The 16,350-nt window shown below is 70.1% G+C and carries 15 protein-coding genes and 1 pseudogene; 10 read left to right on the top strand and 6 right to left on the bottom strand.

The window, feature by feature from the left end; genetic code table 11:
* The 4 genes from atpD to P5P86_RS14865 are packed head-to-tail and all read left to right on the top strand — an operon-like array spanning position 1 to position 3,486.
* Positions 1-1,443 carry a F0F1 ATP synthase subunit beta gene (gene atpD / locus P5P86_RS14880; protein ID WP_280608229.1) on the top strand — a complete coding sequence of 481 codons (1,443 nt, stop codon included), beginning with the start codon at positions 1-3 and terminating at the stop codon, positions 1,441-1,443.
* A gap of 3 nt (positions 1,444-1,446) precedes the next feature.
* Entirely contained in the window at positions 1,447-1,839 is a 393-nt protein-coding gene (locus P5P86_RS14875; RefSeq protein WP_280608228.1) for a F0F1 ATP synthase subunit epsilon, read from the top strand.
* A 7-nt stretch (positions 1,840-1,846) separates the two neighbouring features.
* Entirely contained in the window at positions 1,847-2,290 is a 444-nt protein-coding gene (locus tag P5P86_RS14870) for a DUF2550 domain-containing protein (protein WP_280608227.1), read from the top strand.
* Complete coding sequence (locus P5P86_RS14865; RefSeq protein ID WP_280608226.1) at positions 2,248-3,486, top strand: MFS transporter; 1,239 nt, start codon at positions 2,248-2,250, stop codon at positions 3,484-3,486. The genes P5P86_RS14870 and P5P86_RS14865 overlap by 43 nt, the downstream gene beginning before the upstream one ends.
* A 10-nt stretch (positions 3,487-3,496) precedes the next feature.
* Here the strand turns inward: P5P86_RS14865 and P5P86_RS14860 are convergent, their stop codons facing one another.
* The gene (locus P5P86_RS14860) at positions 3,497-4,075 is read right to left on the bottom strand and encodes a cob(I)yrinic acid a,c-diamide adenosyltransferase (protein ID WP_280608225.1); all 579 of its coding nucleotides are present in this window, start codon (positions 4,073-4,075) and stop codon (positions 3,497-3,499) included.
* A 35-nt stretch (positions 4,076-4,110) separates the two neighbouring features.
* On the opposite strand from P5P86_RS14860, the gene P5P86_RS14855 reads away from it, so the two are divergent.
* Both P5P86_RS14855 and P5P86_RS14850 read left to right on the top strand, forming a co-directional pair.
* A complete protein-coding gene (locus P5P86_RS14855) occupies positions 4,111-5,457 on the top strand; it encodes an FUSC family protein (protein ID WP_280608224.1) in 1,347 nt (448 codons plus the stop codon).
* Positions 5,458-5,535: 78 nt separating this feature from the next.
* Positions 5,536-7,572, top strand: coding sequence for an ethylmalonyl-CoA mutase (locus tag P5P86_RS14850; RefSeq protein WP_280608223.1), 2,037 nt, complete (start codon positions 5,536-5,538; stop codon positions 7,570-7,572).
* A gap of 78 nt (positions 7,573-7,650) precedes the next feature.
* Here the strand turns inward: P5P86_RS14850 and P5P86_RS14845 are convergent, their stop codons facing one another.
* From P5P86_RS14845 to P5P86_RS14835, 3 genes and pseudogenes are all read right to left on the bottom strand, one after another.
* Complete coding sequence (locus P5P86_RS14845) at positions 7,651-9,051, bottom strand: metallopeptidase domain-containing protein (protein ID WP_280608222.1); 1,401 nt, start codon at positions 9,049-9,051, stop codon at positions 7,651-7,653.
* Between the two features lie 241 nt (positions 9,052-9,292).
* Complete coding sequence (locus P5P86_RS14840) at positions 9,293-9,490, bottom strand: hypothetical protein (RefSeq protein WP_280608221.1); 198 nt, start codon at positions 9,488-9,490, stop codon at positions 9,293-9,295.
* 92 nt (positions 9,491-9,582) lie between these two features.
* Positions 9,583-9,786 (bottom strand): annotated as a pseudogene (locus P5P86_RS14835) (endonuclease NucS domain-containing protein); the annotation flags it as partial.
* Positions 9,787-9,859: 73 nt separating this feature from the next.
* Between P5P86_RS14835 and P5P86_RS14830 the strand changes: the two are divergent.
* The gene (locus P5P86_RS14830) at positions 9,860-10,351 is read left to right on the top strand and encodes a hypothetical protein (protein WP_280608220.1); all 492 of its coding nucleotides are present in this window, start codon (positions 9,860-9,862) and stop codon (positions 10,349-10,351) included.
* 2 nt (positions 10,352-10,353) lie between these two features.
* Here the strand turns inward: P5P86_RS14830 and nucS are convergent, their stop codons facing one another.
* Positions 10,354-11,097 (bottom strand): endonuclease NucS, encoded by a 744-nt coding sequence (gene nucS / locus P5P86_RS14825; RefSeq protein WP_280608219.1) that lies wholly within the window; start codon positions 11,095-11,097, stop codon positions 10,354-10,356.
* A gap of 67 nt (positions 11,098-11,164) precedes the next feature.
* Positions 11,165-12,994 carry a putative bifunctional diguanylate cyclase/phosphodiesterase gene (locus P5P86_RS14820; RefSeq protein ID WP_280608218.1) on the bottom strand — a complete coding sequence of 610 codons (1,830 nt, stop codon included), beginning with the start codon at positions 12,992-12,994 and terminating at the stop codon, positions 11,165-11,167.
* A gap of 66 nt (positions 12,995-13,060) precedes the next feature.
* On the opposite strand from P5P86_RS14820, the gene P5P86_RS14815 reads away from it, so the two are divergent.
* From P5P86_RS14815 to P5P86_RS14805, 3 genes are read left to right on the top strand one after another with little or no spacing between them, the layout of a single operon-like run.
* Positions 13,061-14,230: a 3-hydroxyacyl-CoA dehydrogenase NAD-binding domain-containing protein gene (locus P5P86_RS14815; protein ID WP_280608217.1), complete on the top strand. Its 1,170-nt coding sequence runs from the start codon at positions 13,061-13,063 to the stop codon at positions 14,228-14,230.
* A gap of 27 nt (positions 14,231-14,257) precedes the next feature.
* Positions 14,258-15,817 carry an MFS transporter gene (locus tag P5P86_RS14810; RefSeq protein WP_280608216.1) on the top strand — a complete coding sequence of 520 codons (1,560 nt, stop codon included), beginning with the start codon at positions 14,258-14,260 and terminating at the stop codon, positions 15,815-15,817.
* Positions 15,732-16,328, top strand: coding sequence for a TMEM175 family protein (locus tag P5P86_RS14805; protein ID WP_280608215.1), 597 nt, complete (start codon positions 15,732-15,734; stop codon positions 16,326-16,328). The genes P5P86_RS14810 and P5P86_RS14805 overlap by 86 nt, the downstream gene beginning before the upstream one ends.
* Positions 16,329-16,350: the final 22 nt, after the last annotated feature.

Raw genomic sequence — 16,350 nt, 5'->3', positions numbered from 1 at the left:
ATGACCGCAACGGTTGACGAGACCCAGACCGCGACGGGGCGCATCGTCCGCGTCATCGGCCCGGTCGTCGACGTGGAGTTCCCCGTCGACGCGATGCCGGACATCTACAACAAGCTCGAGACCGAGGTCACCCTCGGTGACGAGACCACCACCCTTCCGCTCGAGGTGGCCCAGCACATCGGTGACGGCGTCGTGCGCGCCATCTCGCTGAAGCCCACCGACGGCATGGTCCGCGGCGGTGCGGTGCACAACACCGGCGGCCCGATCAGCGTCCCGGTCGGCGACGTCACCCTCGGCAAGGTCTTCAACGCCACCGGTGACATCCTCAACCTGGAGCCGGGCCAGACCGTCGAGGTCAACGAGCGCTGGGGCATCCACCGCAAGGCGCCGGCCTTCGACCAGCTCGAGGCCAAGACCCAGATGTTCGAGACCGGCATCAAGGTCATCGACCTGCTGACCCCGTACGTCACCGGCGGCAAGATCGGCCTGTTCGGCGGTGCCGGCGTGGGCAAGACCGTGCTGATCCAGGAGATGATCGCGCGTGTGGCCCGCAACCACGGTGGTGTGTCGGTGTTCGCCGGCGTCGGCGAGCGCACCCGCGAGGGCAACGACCTGATCCACGAGATGCAGGACGCGGGCGTCTTCGGCCAGACCGCCCTGGTCTTCGGCCAGATGGACGAGCCGCCGGGCACGCGTCTGCGGGTGGCGCTCTCGGCCCTGACGATGGCGGAGTACTTCCGCGACGTGCAGAAGCAGGACGTGCTGCTGTTCATCGACAACATCTTCCGCTTCACCCAGGCCGGCTCCGAGGTCTCGACCCTGCTCGGCCGGATGCCGTCCGCGGTGGGCTACCAGCCGAACCTCGCCGACGAGATGGGCACCCTGCAGGAGCGCATCACCTCGACGCGCGGTCACTCGATCACCTCGATGCAGGCGATCTACGTGCCGGCCGACGACTACACCGACCCGGCTCCGGCGACGACCTTCGCGCACCTCGATGCCACCACCGAGCTCTCGCGCGAGATCGCCTCGCTGGGTATCTACCCGGCCGTGGACCCGCTGACCTCGACGTCGCGCATCCTCGACCCGCAGTACATCGGTCAGGCGCACTACGACGCGGCGATCCGGGTGAAGCAGATCCTGCAGCGCAACAAGGAGCTCCAGGACATCATCGCGATCCTCGGTGTCGACGAGCTGTCCGAGGAGGACAAGATCGTCGTGCTGCGGGCGCGCCGCATCCAGCGCTTCCTGTCGCAGAACACCTACGTGGCCAAGCAGTTCACCGGCATCGAGGGCTCGACGGTCCCGATCGGCGACACCATCGAGGCGTTCAACAAGATCTGCGACGGCGAGTTCGACCACGTGGCCGAGCAGGCGTTCTTCATGTGCGGTGGCCTCGACGACGTCGAGCGCAACTGGGCCGACATCCAGAAGAACCTCTGAGTCATGGCCGAGAACCTGCAGGTGGAGCTCGTCGCGGCGGACCGGGTGGTCTGGAGCGGCGAGGCCACCATGGTCATCGCCCGCACGATCGAGGGTGACGTCGGTGTCCTGCGGGGTCACGCGCCGATGCTGTCGGTGCTCACCGACGCCGTGGTCGAGATCAGCCCGGTCGACGGCCCGGTGGTCGTCGCCTCCGCCGACGGTGGCTTCATCTCGGTCGCGAACGACCGGGTCTCGGTGCTCTCGGCACACGTGCTGCTCGCCGAGGAGATCGACGTCGACGCGGCTCGTACCGAGCTGGAGAAGGCCCAGGGCCTGATCGGGAGCGACGACGAGGCCGAGCAGCGCATTCGTCGCGCCGAGGCACGTATCCGCGCTGTCGAGAAGGCTCGCTGATACCTTCATGACCTGGTGGGAGTGGGTGCTGACGCCCCTCAGCGTCGTGCTCGCACTCTTCCTGGTCCTCGTGGTGGCGCTGATGATCCGTCGCCGGATCATCAGCCGTCACGGCGGCACCTTCGAGCTGAGCTACCGCGCCCGGGCGACCAGCCCCGGGCGCGGTTGGCTCCTCGGCGTCGGCCGCTACTCCGGCTCCACGCTCGAGTGGTTCAGGGTCTTCTCGCTCGCCCCGGTGCCCAAGCGGACCTGGGAGCGAACCGGCCTGGTCTATGCGGCCAGCAGGATCCCGCAGGGCGGTGAGGAGCTCGCGCTCTACCCCGACCACCTCGTGGTCGAGTGCCGCACCCTGGACGGTGCCCTCGTCGAGCTGGCCATGGCCCCGCAGTCGCTGATCGGGTTCCAGGCATGGCTGGAGTCCCGCCATCCCGGAACGGACTGGTCGCGCTGAGCGTCACCCCCTCGCCCCTCCGGAGCCGCAACGCCGTGGTGGCGGCCTTCGCCCTCAACGGGTTCCTCTTCGCCTCGCTGGTCTCCCGGCTGCCCGACGTACGCTCGGCACTCGAGCTGAGCAACGCTCAGCTGGGACTCCTGCTCCTGTCCGCCTCCGTGGGCAGCCTGGTGATGCTGCCGTTCTCCGGTCGGCTGATCGAGCGCTTCGGTGCCGCCACCGTCGTGCGAGTGGCCGCCGTCGGCGTCGCCGCGGGAGTGGTCGTGGCCGCTCTCGGGGCGACAGTGGTCGGCTGGGTCCCGCTGGCGGCGCTCGGCATGCTCTCGGAGGGCATGGGCCTGAGCGCCTGGGACGTCGCGATGAACGTCGAGGGCGCCGAGGTCGAGCGGCGGCTCGGGCGCACGATCATGCCGCGGTTCCACGCCGCCTGGAGCATGGGGTCGATCGCCGGGAGCGGGATCGGCATTCCGATGGCGGCGCTGGGCGTCCCGGCCGTGGTCCACCTCCTCGTGGTCGGCGTGCCGGCGTACGGCGGTGTCCTCGCGGCCTGTGGCGCCTTCCTCCCCGTGCAGACCCATGCGCCCGATCCGACGGTGCCCGGCGAGCGACGCGCCTCGGCCTGGCGCGAGCCGCGCACCCTGCTGGTCGGGGTGATGGTGCTGGCCTTCGCCGCCGTCGAGGGCTCGGCGAACGACTGGCTGTCCCTCGGGCTGATCGATGGGTACGACGTACCGCACTGGGTCGGCGTGGCCGGCTTCTCGCTGTTCGTGGTCGCGATGACGACGGGGCGCTTCGTCGGCCCGGTGGCGCTCGACCGGTTCGGCCGCGCACCTGTCCTCTGGGCGTGCACCGTCGCCGGACTCGTCGGCGTGCTGCTCACCGTCTACGGCGCCCACCTGGCGGTAGCGGCCGTCGGCATCGTGATCTGGGGCCTGGGCGCCTCCCTGGGCTTCCCGGTCGGGATGAGTGCCGCCGCCGACGACCCGCGCCGCGCGGCGGCCCGGGTCAGTGTCGTCTCGACCATCGGCTACGGCGCGTTCCTGATCGGGCCGCCGTTCCTCGGCGCGATCGGCGACCGGATCGGGACGTTGCAGGCGCTGCTGGTCGTCGCGGCGCTGATGGTGCCCGCTGCCTTCAGCGTGCTGGCGGCGCGTCCGCAGCGCGGGCCCGTCGACGCGGCTGACCTGACCGGCTGATCGCCGCGGGTCACTCGCCCCGCTCGCCGCCCGGCACCCACAGGACGTCGCCGGGCTGGCGGTTCGCGTGCCGAGCGAGGATGAACAGCAGGTCCGAGAGCCGGTTGAGGTAGGTGATCGCCAACCGGTTCATCGTCTCGCCGTGCGCCTCGTAGGCGGCCCAGGCAGAGCGCTCGGCCCGGCGGACCACCGTGCGGGCGACGTGCAGGTACGCCGCCCCCGCGGTGCCGCCGGGCAGGATGAAGCTGCGCAGCGCCGGCAGGTCGGCGTTGTAGTCGTCGCACAGCCGCTCGAGCCGGTCGACGTACTCCTGCTCGACCCGCAGCGGCGGGAACGCGGGCTCGGCGACGACCGGCGTGGAGAAGTCGGCGCCGACGTCGAACAGGTCGTTCTGGATCCGGGACAGGTCGGCGACCACGCGCTCGTCCAGGGAGCCCATCGCGATCGCGACGCCGATGGCGGAGTTGGCCTCGTCGACGTCGGCGTAGGCCGCCAGCCGAGGGTCGGTCTTGCTGGTCTCGCTCATGTCGCCGAGCCGGGTGGTGCCGGCGTCGCCGGTGCGGGTGTAGATCCTGGTGAGGTTGACCATGTGCCGACTCTAGGACGCGCAGAATGGGAGGCACCATGTCGACCACCTCCTGGCGCGCTCCGGCCGTCGCGATGCTCGCGGTCCTCGGCACCTGGCTCACCGCCTGGCGCCTCGAGGTGGCCCGGGGGCTCCACCTCGACGTCGTCGTCCTCGCGACGGTGCTCGCGGTGACGCTGGCGCGGGTGGTGAGCAGGGAGCGGCCGCGCGCGGCGGCGCCGTACCTCCTGAGGATCGCGACGCTGCCGCTGATCGCCCTGCTCGCGACCGAGGTCGGCCGGCTGCTGGTCCGCCACCCGGTCCTCGGTGGCGTGGCGTTCGTCCTGGTGCTGTCCGGGGCGGTGTACCTGCGACGCTTCGGCAGCTGGTGGACCCGGCTGGGCACGCTGGTCAGCCTGCCGTTCATCGCGCTGCTGGTGGTGCCCGTCCCCGTCGATGCGGGCACCGCCAGCACCTGGTGGCCGGCCGTGTTCGCGATGGTGGCGTTCGGCTGGGTGGTGGCGGTGCATCTGCTCGCCTGGGGGATCGGCTTCCTGCCGGCACCGCCCGAGGACCACGGATCAGACACCGCGGCCCGGTCGGGTCGGGCCAGCACGCGGATGGCTGCCCAGCTCGCCGTCGGTCTGGCCGTCTCCTACGGCCTCGGCCGGTGGCTGATGCCGGAGCACTGGCCGTGGCTGGTGCTGTCCTGCTACGTGGTGTGCAGCGGCAACCGCGGTCGCGGCGACGTCCTGCACAAGGGCGTGCTGCGGCTGGTCGGGGCGCTGGTGGGGACCGGACTCGCCACCGTGATCGCCGGTCGATTCGTCGCCGGCGACCGGTGGGCGATCGTGCTGCTGTTCGCCGTGATGGCTGCGGCGCTGTGGGCGCGCCAGCGCAGCTACGCCTGGTGGGCGGCGGGGGTCACGGCGATGGTCGCCCTGCTCCACGGGTACGTCGGGATCGGCGGCGCCGGTGAGCTGGGTCAGCGACTGATCGGGGTCGCGCTCGGCGCGGTGATCGGGGTGCTGGCCTCCTGGCTGGTCCTGCCGGTGCGCAGCCGGGACGTCTACCGCCGGCGTCGCGGCGATGCCCTGATCGCGCTCAAGGAGCTCCGGGACGCGCTGCGCGCGGAGGAGGGCGTCGCCCCCGCGCGGCGCCGTTACGAGGCGGCGGTGGAGGAGCTCGTGCTGCTCGAGCCGCTGTGGAAGGCGCACGGGCGGCTCCGTCCGCGGCATGCCGTCGCCCTGGGCGAGCCGGCGGCCCTCATCCGCCGGCTGGTCGCGCTGCGTGCCGACCTTGCCGGGCTCTCGGCACAGGAGGCACTCGGAGCGGTGACGGCGGCGCTGCGGGCGAGCCTGACCCGTCCGACGGCCACGAAGCCCACGCACACCGGTGGCGGCTGAGCCTCGCGGTCGGCGGAGTGGCATTTTCCACATCGCGCAGGGTTACCAGCCGGTAAGGAAGGGCCTAGTCTCCGTTTCATGAGCAGCGAGAAGCCCACCCCGGAGCGCGCGCCCAAGGATCGTCCGTGGGTGATGAGGACCTACGCCGGCCACTCCACAGCCGAGGCGTCGAACGCCCTGTACCGGACCAACCTGGCCAAGGGTCAGACCGGCCTGAGCGTGGCCTTCGACCTGCCCACCCAGACCGGCTACGACCCCGACAGCCCGCTCGCGAAGGGTGAGGTCGGCAAGGTCGGTGTGCCGATCCCGCACCTCGGCGAGATGCGCAAGCTGTTCGACCAGATCCCGCTCACCGAGATGAACACCTCGATGACCATCAACGCGACGGCGATGTGGCTGCTGGCGCTGTACCAGGTCGTCGCCGAGGAGCAGAACCCCGATCTCTCGCCGGAGCAGGTCGCGGCCCAGCTGGCCGGCACCACCCAGAACGACATCATCAAGGAGTACCTCTCCCGCGGGACCTACGTCTTCGGCCCCGAGCACTCCCTGCGGCTGATCAGCGACATGATCGCCTACACCGTCCACCAGATCCCGAAGTGGAACCCGATCAACATCTGCAGCTATCACCTGCAGGAGGCCGGCGCGACGCCGGTCCAGGAGATCGCCTACGCGATGTGCACCGCCATCGCCGTGCTCGACCAGGTGAAGGCCTCGGGCCAGGTCGGCGAGGACGACTTCGAGCGGGTGGTCGGGCGGATCTCGTTCTTCGTCAACGCCGGCGTGCGGTTCATCGAGGAGATGTGCAAGATGCGCGCCTTCGTCGAGCTGTGGGACGAGATCACGCGTGAGCGCTATGGCGTCACCGACGAGAAGATGCGTCGCTTCCGCTACGGCGTCCAGGTGAACAGCCTCGGCCTGACCGAGGCGCAGCCGGAGAACAACGTGCAGCGCATCGTGCTGGAGATGCTCGCGGTCACGCTGTCGAAGAAGGCGCGGGCCCGAGCGGTCCAGCTCCCCGCCTGGAACGAGGCGCTGGGGTTGCCGCGGCCCTGGGACCAGCAGTGGTCCCTGCGGCTGCAGCAGGTGCTCGCCTTCGAGTCCGACCTCCTGGAGTACGGCGACATCTTCGACGGCTCGCCCGTCATCGAGGCCAAGGTCCGCGAGCTGGTCGAGGGCGCCAAGGCGGAGATCGACCGGGTGCAGGCGATGGGCGGTGCGATCGCCGCCGTCGACTCCGGCTACATGAAGTCCGAGCTGGTCTCCTCCCACGCCCGTCGCCGGGCGGCCATCGAGGAGGGCTCGGAGATCATCGTCGGGGTCAACCGGTTCGACACCACCGAGCCCTCGCCGCTGACCGCCAACCTGGATGAGGCCATCATGGTCGCCGACCCGCGCGCCGAACAGGCGGCGCTGGCCTCCGTCGAGGCCTGGAAGGCCGAACGCGACCAGGCCGAGGTCGACGAGGCGCTGGCGGCACTCGCCGCCGCGGCCAAGGGCACCGAGAACCTGATGCCTTACACCCTGGCCGCCGCGCGCGCGGGCGCGACGACGGGGGAGTGGGCGGCCACGCTGCGTGGCGTCTTCGGCGAGTTCCGGGCCCCGACAGGGGTCCAGGGAGCGGTCGGGGCCGGTGACCAGGCCGGTGAGGCCGGGCAGGCGCTCGCTGCGGTGCGTGAGCGGGTTCGTGCCACCGGCGAGGAGCTCGGCGGCCGCCTGCGCGTTCTGATCGGCAAGCCCGGGCTCGACGGTCACTCCAACGGGGCCGAGCAGATCGCCGTACGGGCCCGGGACGCGGGCTTCGAGGTGATCTACCAGGGCATCCGGCTCACGCCGGAGCAGATCGTCTCGGCAGCTGTCGCCGAGGACGTGCACCTCATCGGCCTCTCCATCCTGTCCGGGTCGCACATGGAGCTGGTGCCCGACGTGCTCGCCAAGCTCGAGGAGGCCGGGATGTCCGAGGTACCGGTGATCGTCGGAGGGATCATCCCCGAGTCCGACGGTCGGGCGCTCCAGGAGATGGGGGTCGCAGCGGTCTACACCCCCAAGGACTTCGGGCTGACCGAGATCATGGACGGGTTCGTCGACGTCATCCGGAGCGCCAACCACCTCGACTGATCCGCGTGGGTGAGCACCGAGGGTGCGGACGCCGTCGTCGCGTCCGCACCCTCGGTGCCTCCGGCTGCCGAACGTCGATCAGAGCCGGTGATGCTGGTGCTTGTGGTGCCCGCGGTGCTTGTGGTGCTTGTGGTGACTCACACGCACGATCGCTGCACCCCCGCTCTGGGCGACGGTGGTGAAGGTGATGCCCTCGGGCGTGGTGAGCGAGTGCCCGGGCAGCAACTGCGCCTGGTCGCGATCGTCGAGGCCCACCACGTGGGCGTCGACGTTCTGCGCGCGGCCGCTTGCGGGTAAGGCGTCGACCAGCCAGGTCTGGGCGGTGTGCGGCTTGGTGTAGTGGATCAGCACACCGGTCTGGGCCGGGTCGAGAGCCGCGTCGACGCCGGTCCGCGTGCGGTACTCGATCCAGTAGACCCGTCCGTTGCGGCCCTTCACCGTGATGGCCTGGGTGCCGCTCGCGCCCTCGAGCGGTGCGAGCGTCACCGTCGCCCTCTTGTGCACGTGCTTGACCTTGCCGGGCAGCCAGTGCAGCTTCTTGAGCCGGGGCGCGCTGAAGCTGCCGGGTGCGAAGCGCGAGCCCATCGCGTCGTAGTCGTCGCCGTACTCCACGCTCGTGCAGTGACCGGCGAAGGAGGTGGTGACGCCGTGCTTGCGGCACTGCAGCAGGTGGGCGTGGTCCAGCCCGAGGTTGTGGCCCATCTCGTGGATCGGCGTCAGGTCGACAGCCATGAACCGGCCGCCTCCGGTCACCGTGTCGGAGTAGCCGTCGGGCCAGGTGGCGGTGAAGTCCTGGAAGATCCACCACGACGAGCTGACCGTCGAGGTGGTCAGCGTCGTGCCGGCGGGTGCCGTCGGCGGGGTGATGTGCGGCTGCCGGTACTCGTAGAGCACGATCATCTTGCCGGGCATCTGGCCGAAGCCGCTGTGCTTGGGGATCGGGCAGGGGAGTGCCACCACGACACGGCCGTAGTGCCGGGGCCCGTATCCGGCGCGCTTCGCGGCCTTGATCCCCACCCGCTCGTACCTGAGCTTGAGCCGGCTGCTCTCGCCGCAGGCCATCGGGCTCACCTTGATCGGGCGGGTCACGGAGCCGGTGATGCCATAGCGGCCGTGCGAGACGGTGTGGTACCAGGCAGCGGGGCCGGTCAGGATGCGGGAGCGCAGCGCGGCGCTGTCATCGGCGGCCGGGAAGCCGTTCCAGTACAGCTGGACGACGAGCGTCTTGGTGACGCCCTTGGGCTTGGGTGCCTTGGGATGGGCGACGGTGCGGGCGTCGGAGGAGGCGCCCGGCGAGGCGACCGGGGTGCTGACCGGGGCGCTGAGCCGGCCCACCGGCGGCAACGCCCGGGCCGCATGGGCAGCGGGTGGGGCGACGGGGGAGAGGACGACTGTCGCCCCGAGCGCGACGGCGGCCGACCAGGCGGGCAGACGTGCGCGGGGGGCGGACCGGCTGAGGATGCGGAGGGAGCGCAGCAACGAGACTCCTGACAGGTCGGACATACGGCGGCCGGTGGGGCGACCTCCGCAGCATGCCCATCGACGGGGCCGGCAAACCGACACCGTGACGGTCGGTGGTGCCGCCCGAAGTCCGGTCAGGCAGGAGCCCGGGTGCGGCTGACGTCGCGGGTCCGGACCACCGCGTCGAGGCTGAGCGGGCCCGAGACCCGGGCACTGCGCGCTGCGACCCGTTCCTCGACTCGCGCGACGGGGTGGATCCTCACGAGGCCTCCGGCAGCCGACGCAGGATCTCGGTGAGCATCGTGCTGTGGTGGTCGATGGTTCCGTGGATGCCGGTGAGGGCGGCGCTGTGCTCGTCGATGGTCCTGCCGATGTCCGCCAGGATGTCGTAGATCGCGACGATCTCGTCGTCGTGCTGGCGCAGCTTCGTCTCGAGCTGCGCGTTGCTCGGGGTCATGTCTGCTCCCTTCCCCCCGGGGCATCACCCGCCCTCAGGCTAGGTGCCCTGCTCGCCGGCCGGGAGGGGACGGCGCCCTTCTGTGGATAACCTCAGAAGAGCCGGTCCTCGGCGTTGTCGAGGCCCCGGAGGGCGTCATAGTCGACGACCGCGCAGGTGATGCCGCGGTCCTCGGCCAGCACGCGGGCCTGAGGCTTGATCGCCTGAGCGGCGAAGATGCCGCGCACGGCACCGCCGCCGGTCAGCAGGGGGTCGCGGTTGAGCAGTTCGAGGTAGCGGGTGAGCTGCTCGACGCCTCAGATGCAGTCGCTACCCGCCGCTACGCCGACGCCGAAAAACCTGGTTGTTCGCCTCTGGAAGACTGGCGGCATGTCCGTTCACGAGCTTGGTGTCGCGTACGAGATCAAGGTCCGCACTGAGCGTGACGCATGGCGTCGGAGGAAGGTCAAGGAGACCGAATTCCGCGTGTGGGACTGGTTGGTTGACGGCAAGTCGTTCAATGCCATGGTTCACGCTGGGTCCGGTACGAGCGTTCTACTCGATCTTGACTATCCGATTCGGACATGGCAGCTCGCTGTGTTGCTGGGCGAGGGGGAGTCGAAGGACCCGCGGTTCGGTATGCCGGATGGGCGCGTTGTCCTGATGCACTGCGAGTGTGGCGATCCGAACTGCTCCGCCATGACCGCTGACCTGATCATGACTGCCGAAACGGTCGCGTGGCGCCGCATCGGATGGCAGGTTGCGTATGAGGACTTCGATGCGCCGGACTCGGGATACCACCCAATCGAGCCGTCGCTCGATCTGGTCTTTTCCAGGCTTCAATACGAGCAGGTGCTGCGCGACTTGCTAAACGTTGAGTGAGTTCAGAAGAGCCGCTCTGTCGGGTCGTCCAGGCCCCGCAAGGCGTCGTAGTCGACGAGTGCGACGGTGATCCCTCGGTCCTCGGCCAACACTCGCGCCTGAGGTGCAATCGACTGCGCGGCCAGGATGCCGCGCACCGGCTTCAGTAACGGATCGCGATTCAGCAACTCCAGATACCGGGTCAGTTGCTCGACGGCGTCGATGTTCGCCTTGCGCTTGATCTCGACCGCGACATGCCTAGCGGCGCCTGTCGCGTACGATCCGTCGATCTCGCCACGGCGCTTGATCTCGACGGCGACCGAGAGGCCGGCGGCGTCGCGGCACATCAGGTCGACCGGACCGATCGCCGTGGGGAACTCCCGCCGTACCAGCGTCAGGCCCGGCGCGAGGGTGGCCGGGTGCTCGGCGAGCAGTTCCTGCAGGTGCTTCTCGACGCCGTCCTTCTGCAGGCCAGGGTCCACCCCGAGCTCGTGCGAGGAGTCGTGGTGGATCTCCTCGATCAGGATCCGCAGCGTGTCCTCGCTCTTGGCCGCGCTCACCGTCCACTCCGGGCGACCGTCCTCGCTCACCCCCTCCTTGAAGGAGCAGGGCGGTGACATCCAGTTCAGCGGCTTGTAGGAGCCGCCGTCGGAGTGCACGAGCACCGATCCGTCGTTCTTGATCATCAGCACCCGGGTGGCCATGGGCAGGTGCGCCGTCAGACGCCCGGCGTAATCGACCTGGCAGCGGGCAACGACGAGTCTCACGGGCCAGCAATCTACCGTCCCGCCCGCTGCTGGTCGGCAGCCGACCCGGACCCGATCGGCAGGTCGACTAGCGCGGTGCGGGGATGAAGGCCTGCGGGTCGTCCAGCTCGAGCGCAGGCTGAGGACGTCCGATGAGGTAGCCCTGGACGCTGTCGCAGCCCAGCGTGCGCAGGCGCTCCAGCTGGCTCGGGCGCTCCACCCCCTCGGCGATCACCGTCAGCCCGAGGATGTGCGCGGCGCTGATCACGCCGGAGACCAGCTCGGCGTCGGCGCGGTCCGAGTCGATCCGACCCACGATGCTCTGGTCGATCTTCAGCGTGCTCACCGGCAGCCGGCGCAGCATCGCGAGCGAGGAGTAGCCCGTGCCGAAGTCGTCCAGGTGGACCCGTACGCCGGCGGCCTGCAACTCGTGCAGCTGCTGGCTGGCCAGGTCGATGTCGAGGACGGCGCTGCTCTCGGTGACCTCGATCTGCAGCAGCTCGGGTCCGATCCCGGTTTCAGCGATGGCGGCGAGCACCGTGTCGGCCAGCCCCGGAGCGGCCAGCTGGACAGGCGACACGTTGATCGCGACCGACCAGTTGCGGCCTTCGTCGCGCCAGCGACGTGCCTGGGCGCAAGCGGTCTGCAGGACCCAGTCGCCCAACGCGTTGATCTGCCCGGTGTTCTCCGCCACCGCGACGAGCTCACCGGCGGAGACCGGCCCCAGCTGCTCGTCGGTCCACCGGACCAGCGCCTCGACCGAGGTGACCTGGCCGGTACGCAGCTCGAGCTTGGGCTGGTAGTGCAGCCGCAGCCGGCCCTGGTGCAGCGCTTCGGGCAGGCGCAGGCGGATCAGGGCACGCCGCTCCGGAGCCCCCGCCGCCTCCGGCGCGCTGAGCCGGCCGGTGCGGGCCTTGCCGGCGCGCTTGGCGTGCAGCATCGCCCCGTCGGCGTGCTGGAGCAGTGCGTCCAGCGGGCTGAGCACCGAGCTGGCGACGCCGAGGTCGGCGCCCATCGCCACCCCGACCGTGGCGGAGAGCTGGAGCTGGGTGTCGTGCAGGCTGAACGGCTGCTGGGCGACCTCGACGATGCGATCGGCCACGGCGGTGGCCTCGCCCTCGTCGACATCGAACAGGAGGACGGCGAACTCGTCGCCACCGAGGCGCCCGGCGAGGTCGTGCGGACGCACGGCGCGCGCGAGCCGGCGGGAGAACGCCATCAGCAGTGCGTCTCCCGCCTGGTGGCCGAGGGTGTCGTTGACCTGCTTGAAGCCGTCCAGGTCGACGTACAGCACCGCCATCCGGGCCGGGTCGACGCCGGTGGCGAGCAGCTCGGCACCGCGCTCGTCGAGCATGCGGCGGTTCGGGAGCCCGGTGAGCTGGTCGCGCAGCGCGATCTGGCGGAAGACCAGACCGACCTCGCGGAAGATCACCGCCACCGGGACGATGCCGATCGGCTCGAGGTCGCCGTCGACGATGAGGACGTCGTCGTCGCGCAGGCCGCGAGCGAGGATCTCCGCCGCCACGTCCCGCAACGGCAGGTCGGCCGGGAACGGTGCGCCGTTCCACGCCACGATGTCGCCGACCGCGGCGCGCGAGAGCAGCGCCCGGCCGAACCCCAGCCGGCCGCTGAGCATCGTCTCCAGGTGCAGTCGCGTGAGCAGCGCGGTGCCGTCGTCGGAGGTGACGGCCACCGCGCGCAGGTCGGGGTCGTCGCGGAAGGCGCGCTCGACGTCGCGGAGGCGTCTTTCGGCCGTGACCACGGGTACGGGCAGGCTGAGCTCGCGCAGCATGGGCACCCGTACGGTGGCCAGCTCGGTCGAGGCGGAGTCCGTCACATCGCAGGCATCGGCGGTGGGGTCCTCGGCCTGACCCGACGCCTCGTGAACAGCAGCCGAACAGCCCGTGTCCTCACTCATCCGGGTCGACGTGACGCCGATCACCTACTGGTTACCCGCGGGTAGCTGGAATGCCATGATGCCGCTATGACCGAGACGTCGCCCGAGCTCATCGCCCAGACGCTGCTCTATCCCTACCTCAACCACGCGGTGAAGTTCCTCCAGGACGAGTACGCCACCGCTGCCGACATCGACAACGGCATGCGCTTCGGATGCGGCTACCCGACCGGTCCGTTGGCCCAGCTCGACGCCATCGGCCCGGCCGTGGTGCGCGACGCGCTGGCGGCCCGTTTCGCGCAGACCGGCGACAGTCTGCACCGACCGGTCGCCCTGCTGGACCGGATCGCCGACGAGGGCGGAGCCTTCCATGCGGCAACGGGCGTCACCGAGGCGGCCGCGCCGGAGTTCAAGCGCGTCATCAGCCGGATCGGTGTGGTCGGCACCGGCACGATGGCGGCCGGCATCGCCCAGGTCTTCGCGCAGGCGGGGTACGACGTGGTCTTCGTGGGACGCGGTCAGGACAAGGTCGACGGCGTCGTGGGCTACGTCGCCAAGAACCTCGACCGCGCGATCGCGAAGGGTAAGGCGACCGAGGCGGACAAGCAGGCCGTCCTCGGACGACTGACAGGGGCGACCGAGCGGGCCGCCCTCGCCGAGGCGGACCTGGTCGTCGAGGCGATCGCGGAGGATCTCACCGTCAAGACCGAGCTCTTCGCCGATCTCGACGCCCTGCTGAAGCCGGGCGCCATCCTCGCCACCACGACCAGCAGCCTGCCGATCACCCGGCTCGCCGCCGCCACGCGGCGTCCCCACGACGTGATCGGCATGCACTTCTTCAACCCGGCGCCGGTGATGAAGCTCGTCGAGATCGTCACCACGCCCCAGACCGGTGCCGATGTCGACGAGACGGTCCGAGCCCTGACGTCCGCCGTCGGGAAGGTCGGCGTGAGCTGCGGGGACCGGGCCGGGTTCATCGTGAACGCCCTGCTCTTCCCCTACCTCAACGACGCCGTCAAGCTCGCCGAGACCGGCGTCGGGATCGACGTCATCGATCGGGCTGTCAAGGAGCAGGTCGCGCTCCCGATGGGCCCCTTCGAGCTGCTGGATGTCGTCGGCAACGACGTCTCGCTGGCGATCCAGCGCGAGCTCCATGCCGAGTTCAAGGAGCCTGGCCTGGCGCCTGCGGCGCTGCTCGTGGCGAAGGTCGCCGACGGCAAGCTCGGGCGCAAGACCGGTGAGGGCTTCCACTCGTACTGACGCCGCGGCAGGGGTACCTGCGGGCGCATGAGCGTCGAGACAGGTCGCATCACCACCGACATCCCCGCCCGACTCGACCGCCTCCCGTGGGCGCGGTGGCACTGGCTGGTCGTGATCGGCCTCGGCACGGTGTGGATCCTCGACGGGCTCGAGGTCACGATCGTCGGGTCGATGTCGGACGCGCTGAAGTCGGCGAAGACCGGCCTGGGCATGAGCGGGTGGGACATCGGCTTCGCCGGTGCCGTCTACGTCGCCGGGTCCTGCGTGGGAGCGCTCTTCTTCGGCCAGCTCACCGACCGGCTGGGCCGCAAGCGGCTCTTCCTGGTCACGCTGGGCGTCTACACCTGCGCGACGGTCCTCACCGCGTTCTCGCCGACCCCGTGGTGGTACTTCGCGGCGCGCTTCCTCACCGGAACCGGCATCGGCGGTGAGTACGCCGCGATCAACTCGGCGATCGACGAGCTCATCCCGGCGACCTACCGCGGCCGGGTGGACGTGGCCATCAACGGTTCGTACTGGATCGGCGCCGCCGGCGGTGCGCTGCTGACCATCCCGCTGCTCGACCCGAGCGTGATCGACGCCCGGATCGGTTGGCGGCTGGCCTTCGGGCTCGGTGCGATCCTGGCGCTGGCCATCCTGCTGGTGCGCCGCAACGTGCCCGAGTCGCCCCGGTGGCTGTTCATCCACGGTCGCGAGGAGGAGGCCGAGCAGATCGTCCGCGAGGTCGAACACACCGTCGCGCAGGAGAGCGGCGAGCAGCTGCGCGAGGTGGACGAGACCATCACGATCCGGCAGCGGCGCTCGATCGGCTTCGGCCTCATCGCCCGTACGGTGATCACCCGCTACCCGCGCCGTACCGTGCTGTGCTTCGCGCTCTTCGTCGGGCAGGCGTTCCTCTACAACGCCTTCTTCTTCACCTACGGCGACACCCTCTCCACGTTCTTCGACGTGAAGCAGACCGGCTGGTACCTGGCCGTCTTCGCGGCGAGCAACTTCGTCGGTGCGCTCGCCCTGAGCCCGCTGTTCGACCGGGTCGGGAGGGTCAGGATGATCACCGCGACCTATGTCGTCTCCGGCGTCCTGCTGGCCGTGACCGGTGCGATGCTCGGCGGCCTCAATGCCACCACGCTCACGCTGATGGGCGCGATCGTCTTCTTCATCGCCTCCGCCGGTGCCAGCTCGGCCTACCTCACCGCCAGCGAGGTCTTCCCGATGGAGACCCGGGCGCTGTGCATCGCGTTCTTCTACGCCATCGGCACCGCCGCCGGCGGTATCAGCGGGCCGCTGTTCTTCGGCTGGCTGATCGACCGGGCCTCGGCGGACAAGGACGTCAGCGCCATCGCGATCGGCTACTTCGTCGGCGCCGCGCTGATGGTGGTCGGCGGTGTGGTCGAGGCGTTCCTCGGGGTGAGGGCGGAGGGTCGGTCGCTGGAGAGCATCGCCCAGCCGCTGACAGCGGACGACGATCCGCAAGACTCCCCGAGCGGGCAGAATCAGGCCCATGCAGAGCAGCAGGCTGGAGGCGTTCAGCGACGGCGTCCTCGCGATCATCATCACGATCATGGTGTTGGAGCTGCACGCCCCTGACGGGCCCACGCTCCACGACCTGTGGAAGGGCGCCGGTCAGAGTCTGCTGACCTACCTGCTGAGCTTCGTCTACGTCGGGATCTACTGGAACAACCACCACCACCTGTTCCAGGTGGTCTCCCGGGTCGACGGGCTGGTGCTCTGGGCCAACCTGCACCTGCTGTTCTGGCTCTCGCTGTATCCCTTCACCACCAGCTGGATGGACGCACAGGACCTTGCGCGGGTGCCGACCATCGCGTACGGCGTCAACCTCATCGGTGCCGCGATCGCCTATTCGCTGCTGGTCCTGGCCATCCGCAGGCTTCCGTCGGGGGCGCACATCGGCGAGGTCTTCGGCAGCGACTGGAAGGGGAAGACCTCGATCGCGCTCTACGCGGTCGGCATCGCGCTGACCTTCGTCGTGCCCTGGGTCGGGGTGGTCCCCTACGTCGCGGTGGCGCTGCTGTGGCTCATCCCGGACCGCCGCGTCGAGCGCTGGCTTCAGCGCCACGACCAGGTGCCGACCGGCTGAGGGCCGGCACCTGGTCGACGGG

The organism is Nocardioides sp. BP30 (assembly GCF_029873215.1).
Lineage (GTDB): Bacteria > Actinomycetota > Actinomycetes > Propionibacteriales > Nocardioidaceae > Nocardioides.
Note: the sequence above shows the minus strand (reverse complement) of the source record. Positions and strands in the feature narration are given on the sequence as shown.

What these genes read in the sequence shown, in the direction of transcription:
- atpD (WP_280608229.1), top strand. Translation starts at nt 1, where the DNA reads ATGACCGCAACGGTTGACGAGACCCAGACCGCGACGGGGCGCATCGTC.
- P5P86_RS14875 (WP_280608228.1), top strand. Translation starts at nt 1,447, where the DNA reads ATGGCCGAGAACCTGCAGGTGGAGCTCGTCGCGGCGGACCGGGTGGTC.
- P5P86_RS14870 (WP_280608227.1), top strand. Translation starts at nt 1,847, where the DNA reads ATGACCTGGTGGGAGTGGGTGCTGACGCCCCTCAGCGTCGTGCTCGCA.
- P5P86_RS14865 (WP_280608226.1), top strand. Translation starts at nt 2,248, where the DNA reads ATGGCTGGAGTCCCGCCATCCCGGAACGGACTGGTCGCGCTGAGCGTC.
- P5P86_RS14860 (WP_280608225.1), bottom strand. Translation starts at nt 4,075, where the DNA reads ATGGTCAACCTCACCAGGATCTACACCCGCACCGGCGACGCCGGCACC.
- P5P86_RS14855 (WP_280608224.1), top strand. Translation starts at nt 4,111, where the DNA reads ATGTCGACCACCTCCTGGCGCGCTCCGGCCGTCGCGATGCTCGCGGTC.
- P5P86_RS14850 (WP_280608223.1), top strand. Translation starts at nt 5,536, where the DNA reads ATGAGCAGCGAGAAGCCCACCCCGGAGCGCGCGCCCAAGGATCGTCCG.
- P5P86_RS14840 (WP_280608221.1), bottom strand. Translation starts at nt 9,490, where the DNA reads ATGACCCCGAGCAACGCGCAGCTCGAGACGAAGCTGCGCCAGCACGAC.
- P5P86_RS14830 (WP_280608220.1), top strand. Translation starts at nt 9,860, where the DNA reads ATGTCCGTTCACGAGCTTGGTGTCGCGTACGAGATCAAGGTCCGCACT.
- P5P86_RS14820 (WP_280608218.1), bottom strand. Translation starts at nt 12,994, where the DNA reads ATGAGTGAGGACACGGGCTGTTCGGCTGCTGTTCACGAGGCGTCGGGT.
- P5P86_RS14815 (WP_280608217.1), top strand. Translation starts at nt 13,061, where the DNA reads ATGACCGAGACGTCGCCCGAGCTCATCGCCCAGACGCTGCTCTATCCC.
- P5P86_RS14810 (WP_280608216.1), top strand. Translation starts at nt 14,258, where the DNA reads ATGAGCGTCGAGACAGGTCGCATCACCACCGACATCCCCGCCCGACTC.
- P5P86_RS14805 (WP_280608215.1), top strand. Translation starts at nt 15,732, where the DNA reads ATGCAGAGCAGCAGGCTGGAGGCGTTCAGCGACGGCGTCCTCGCGATC.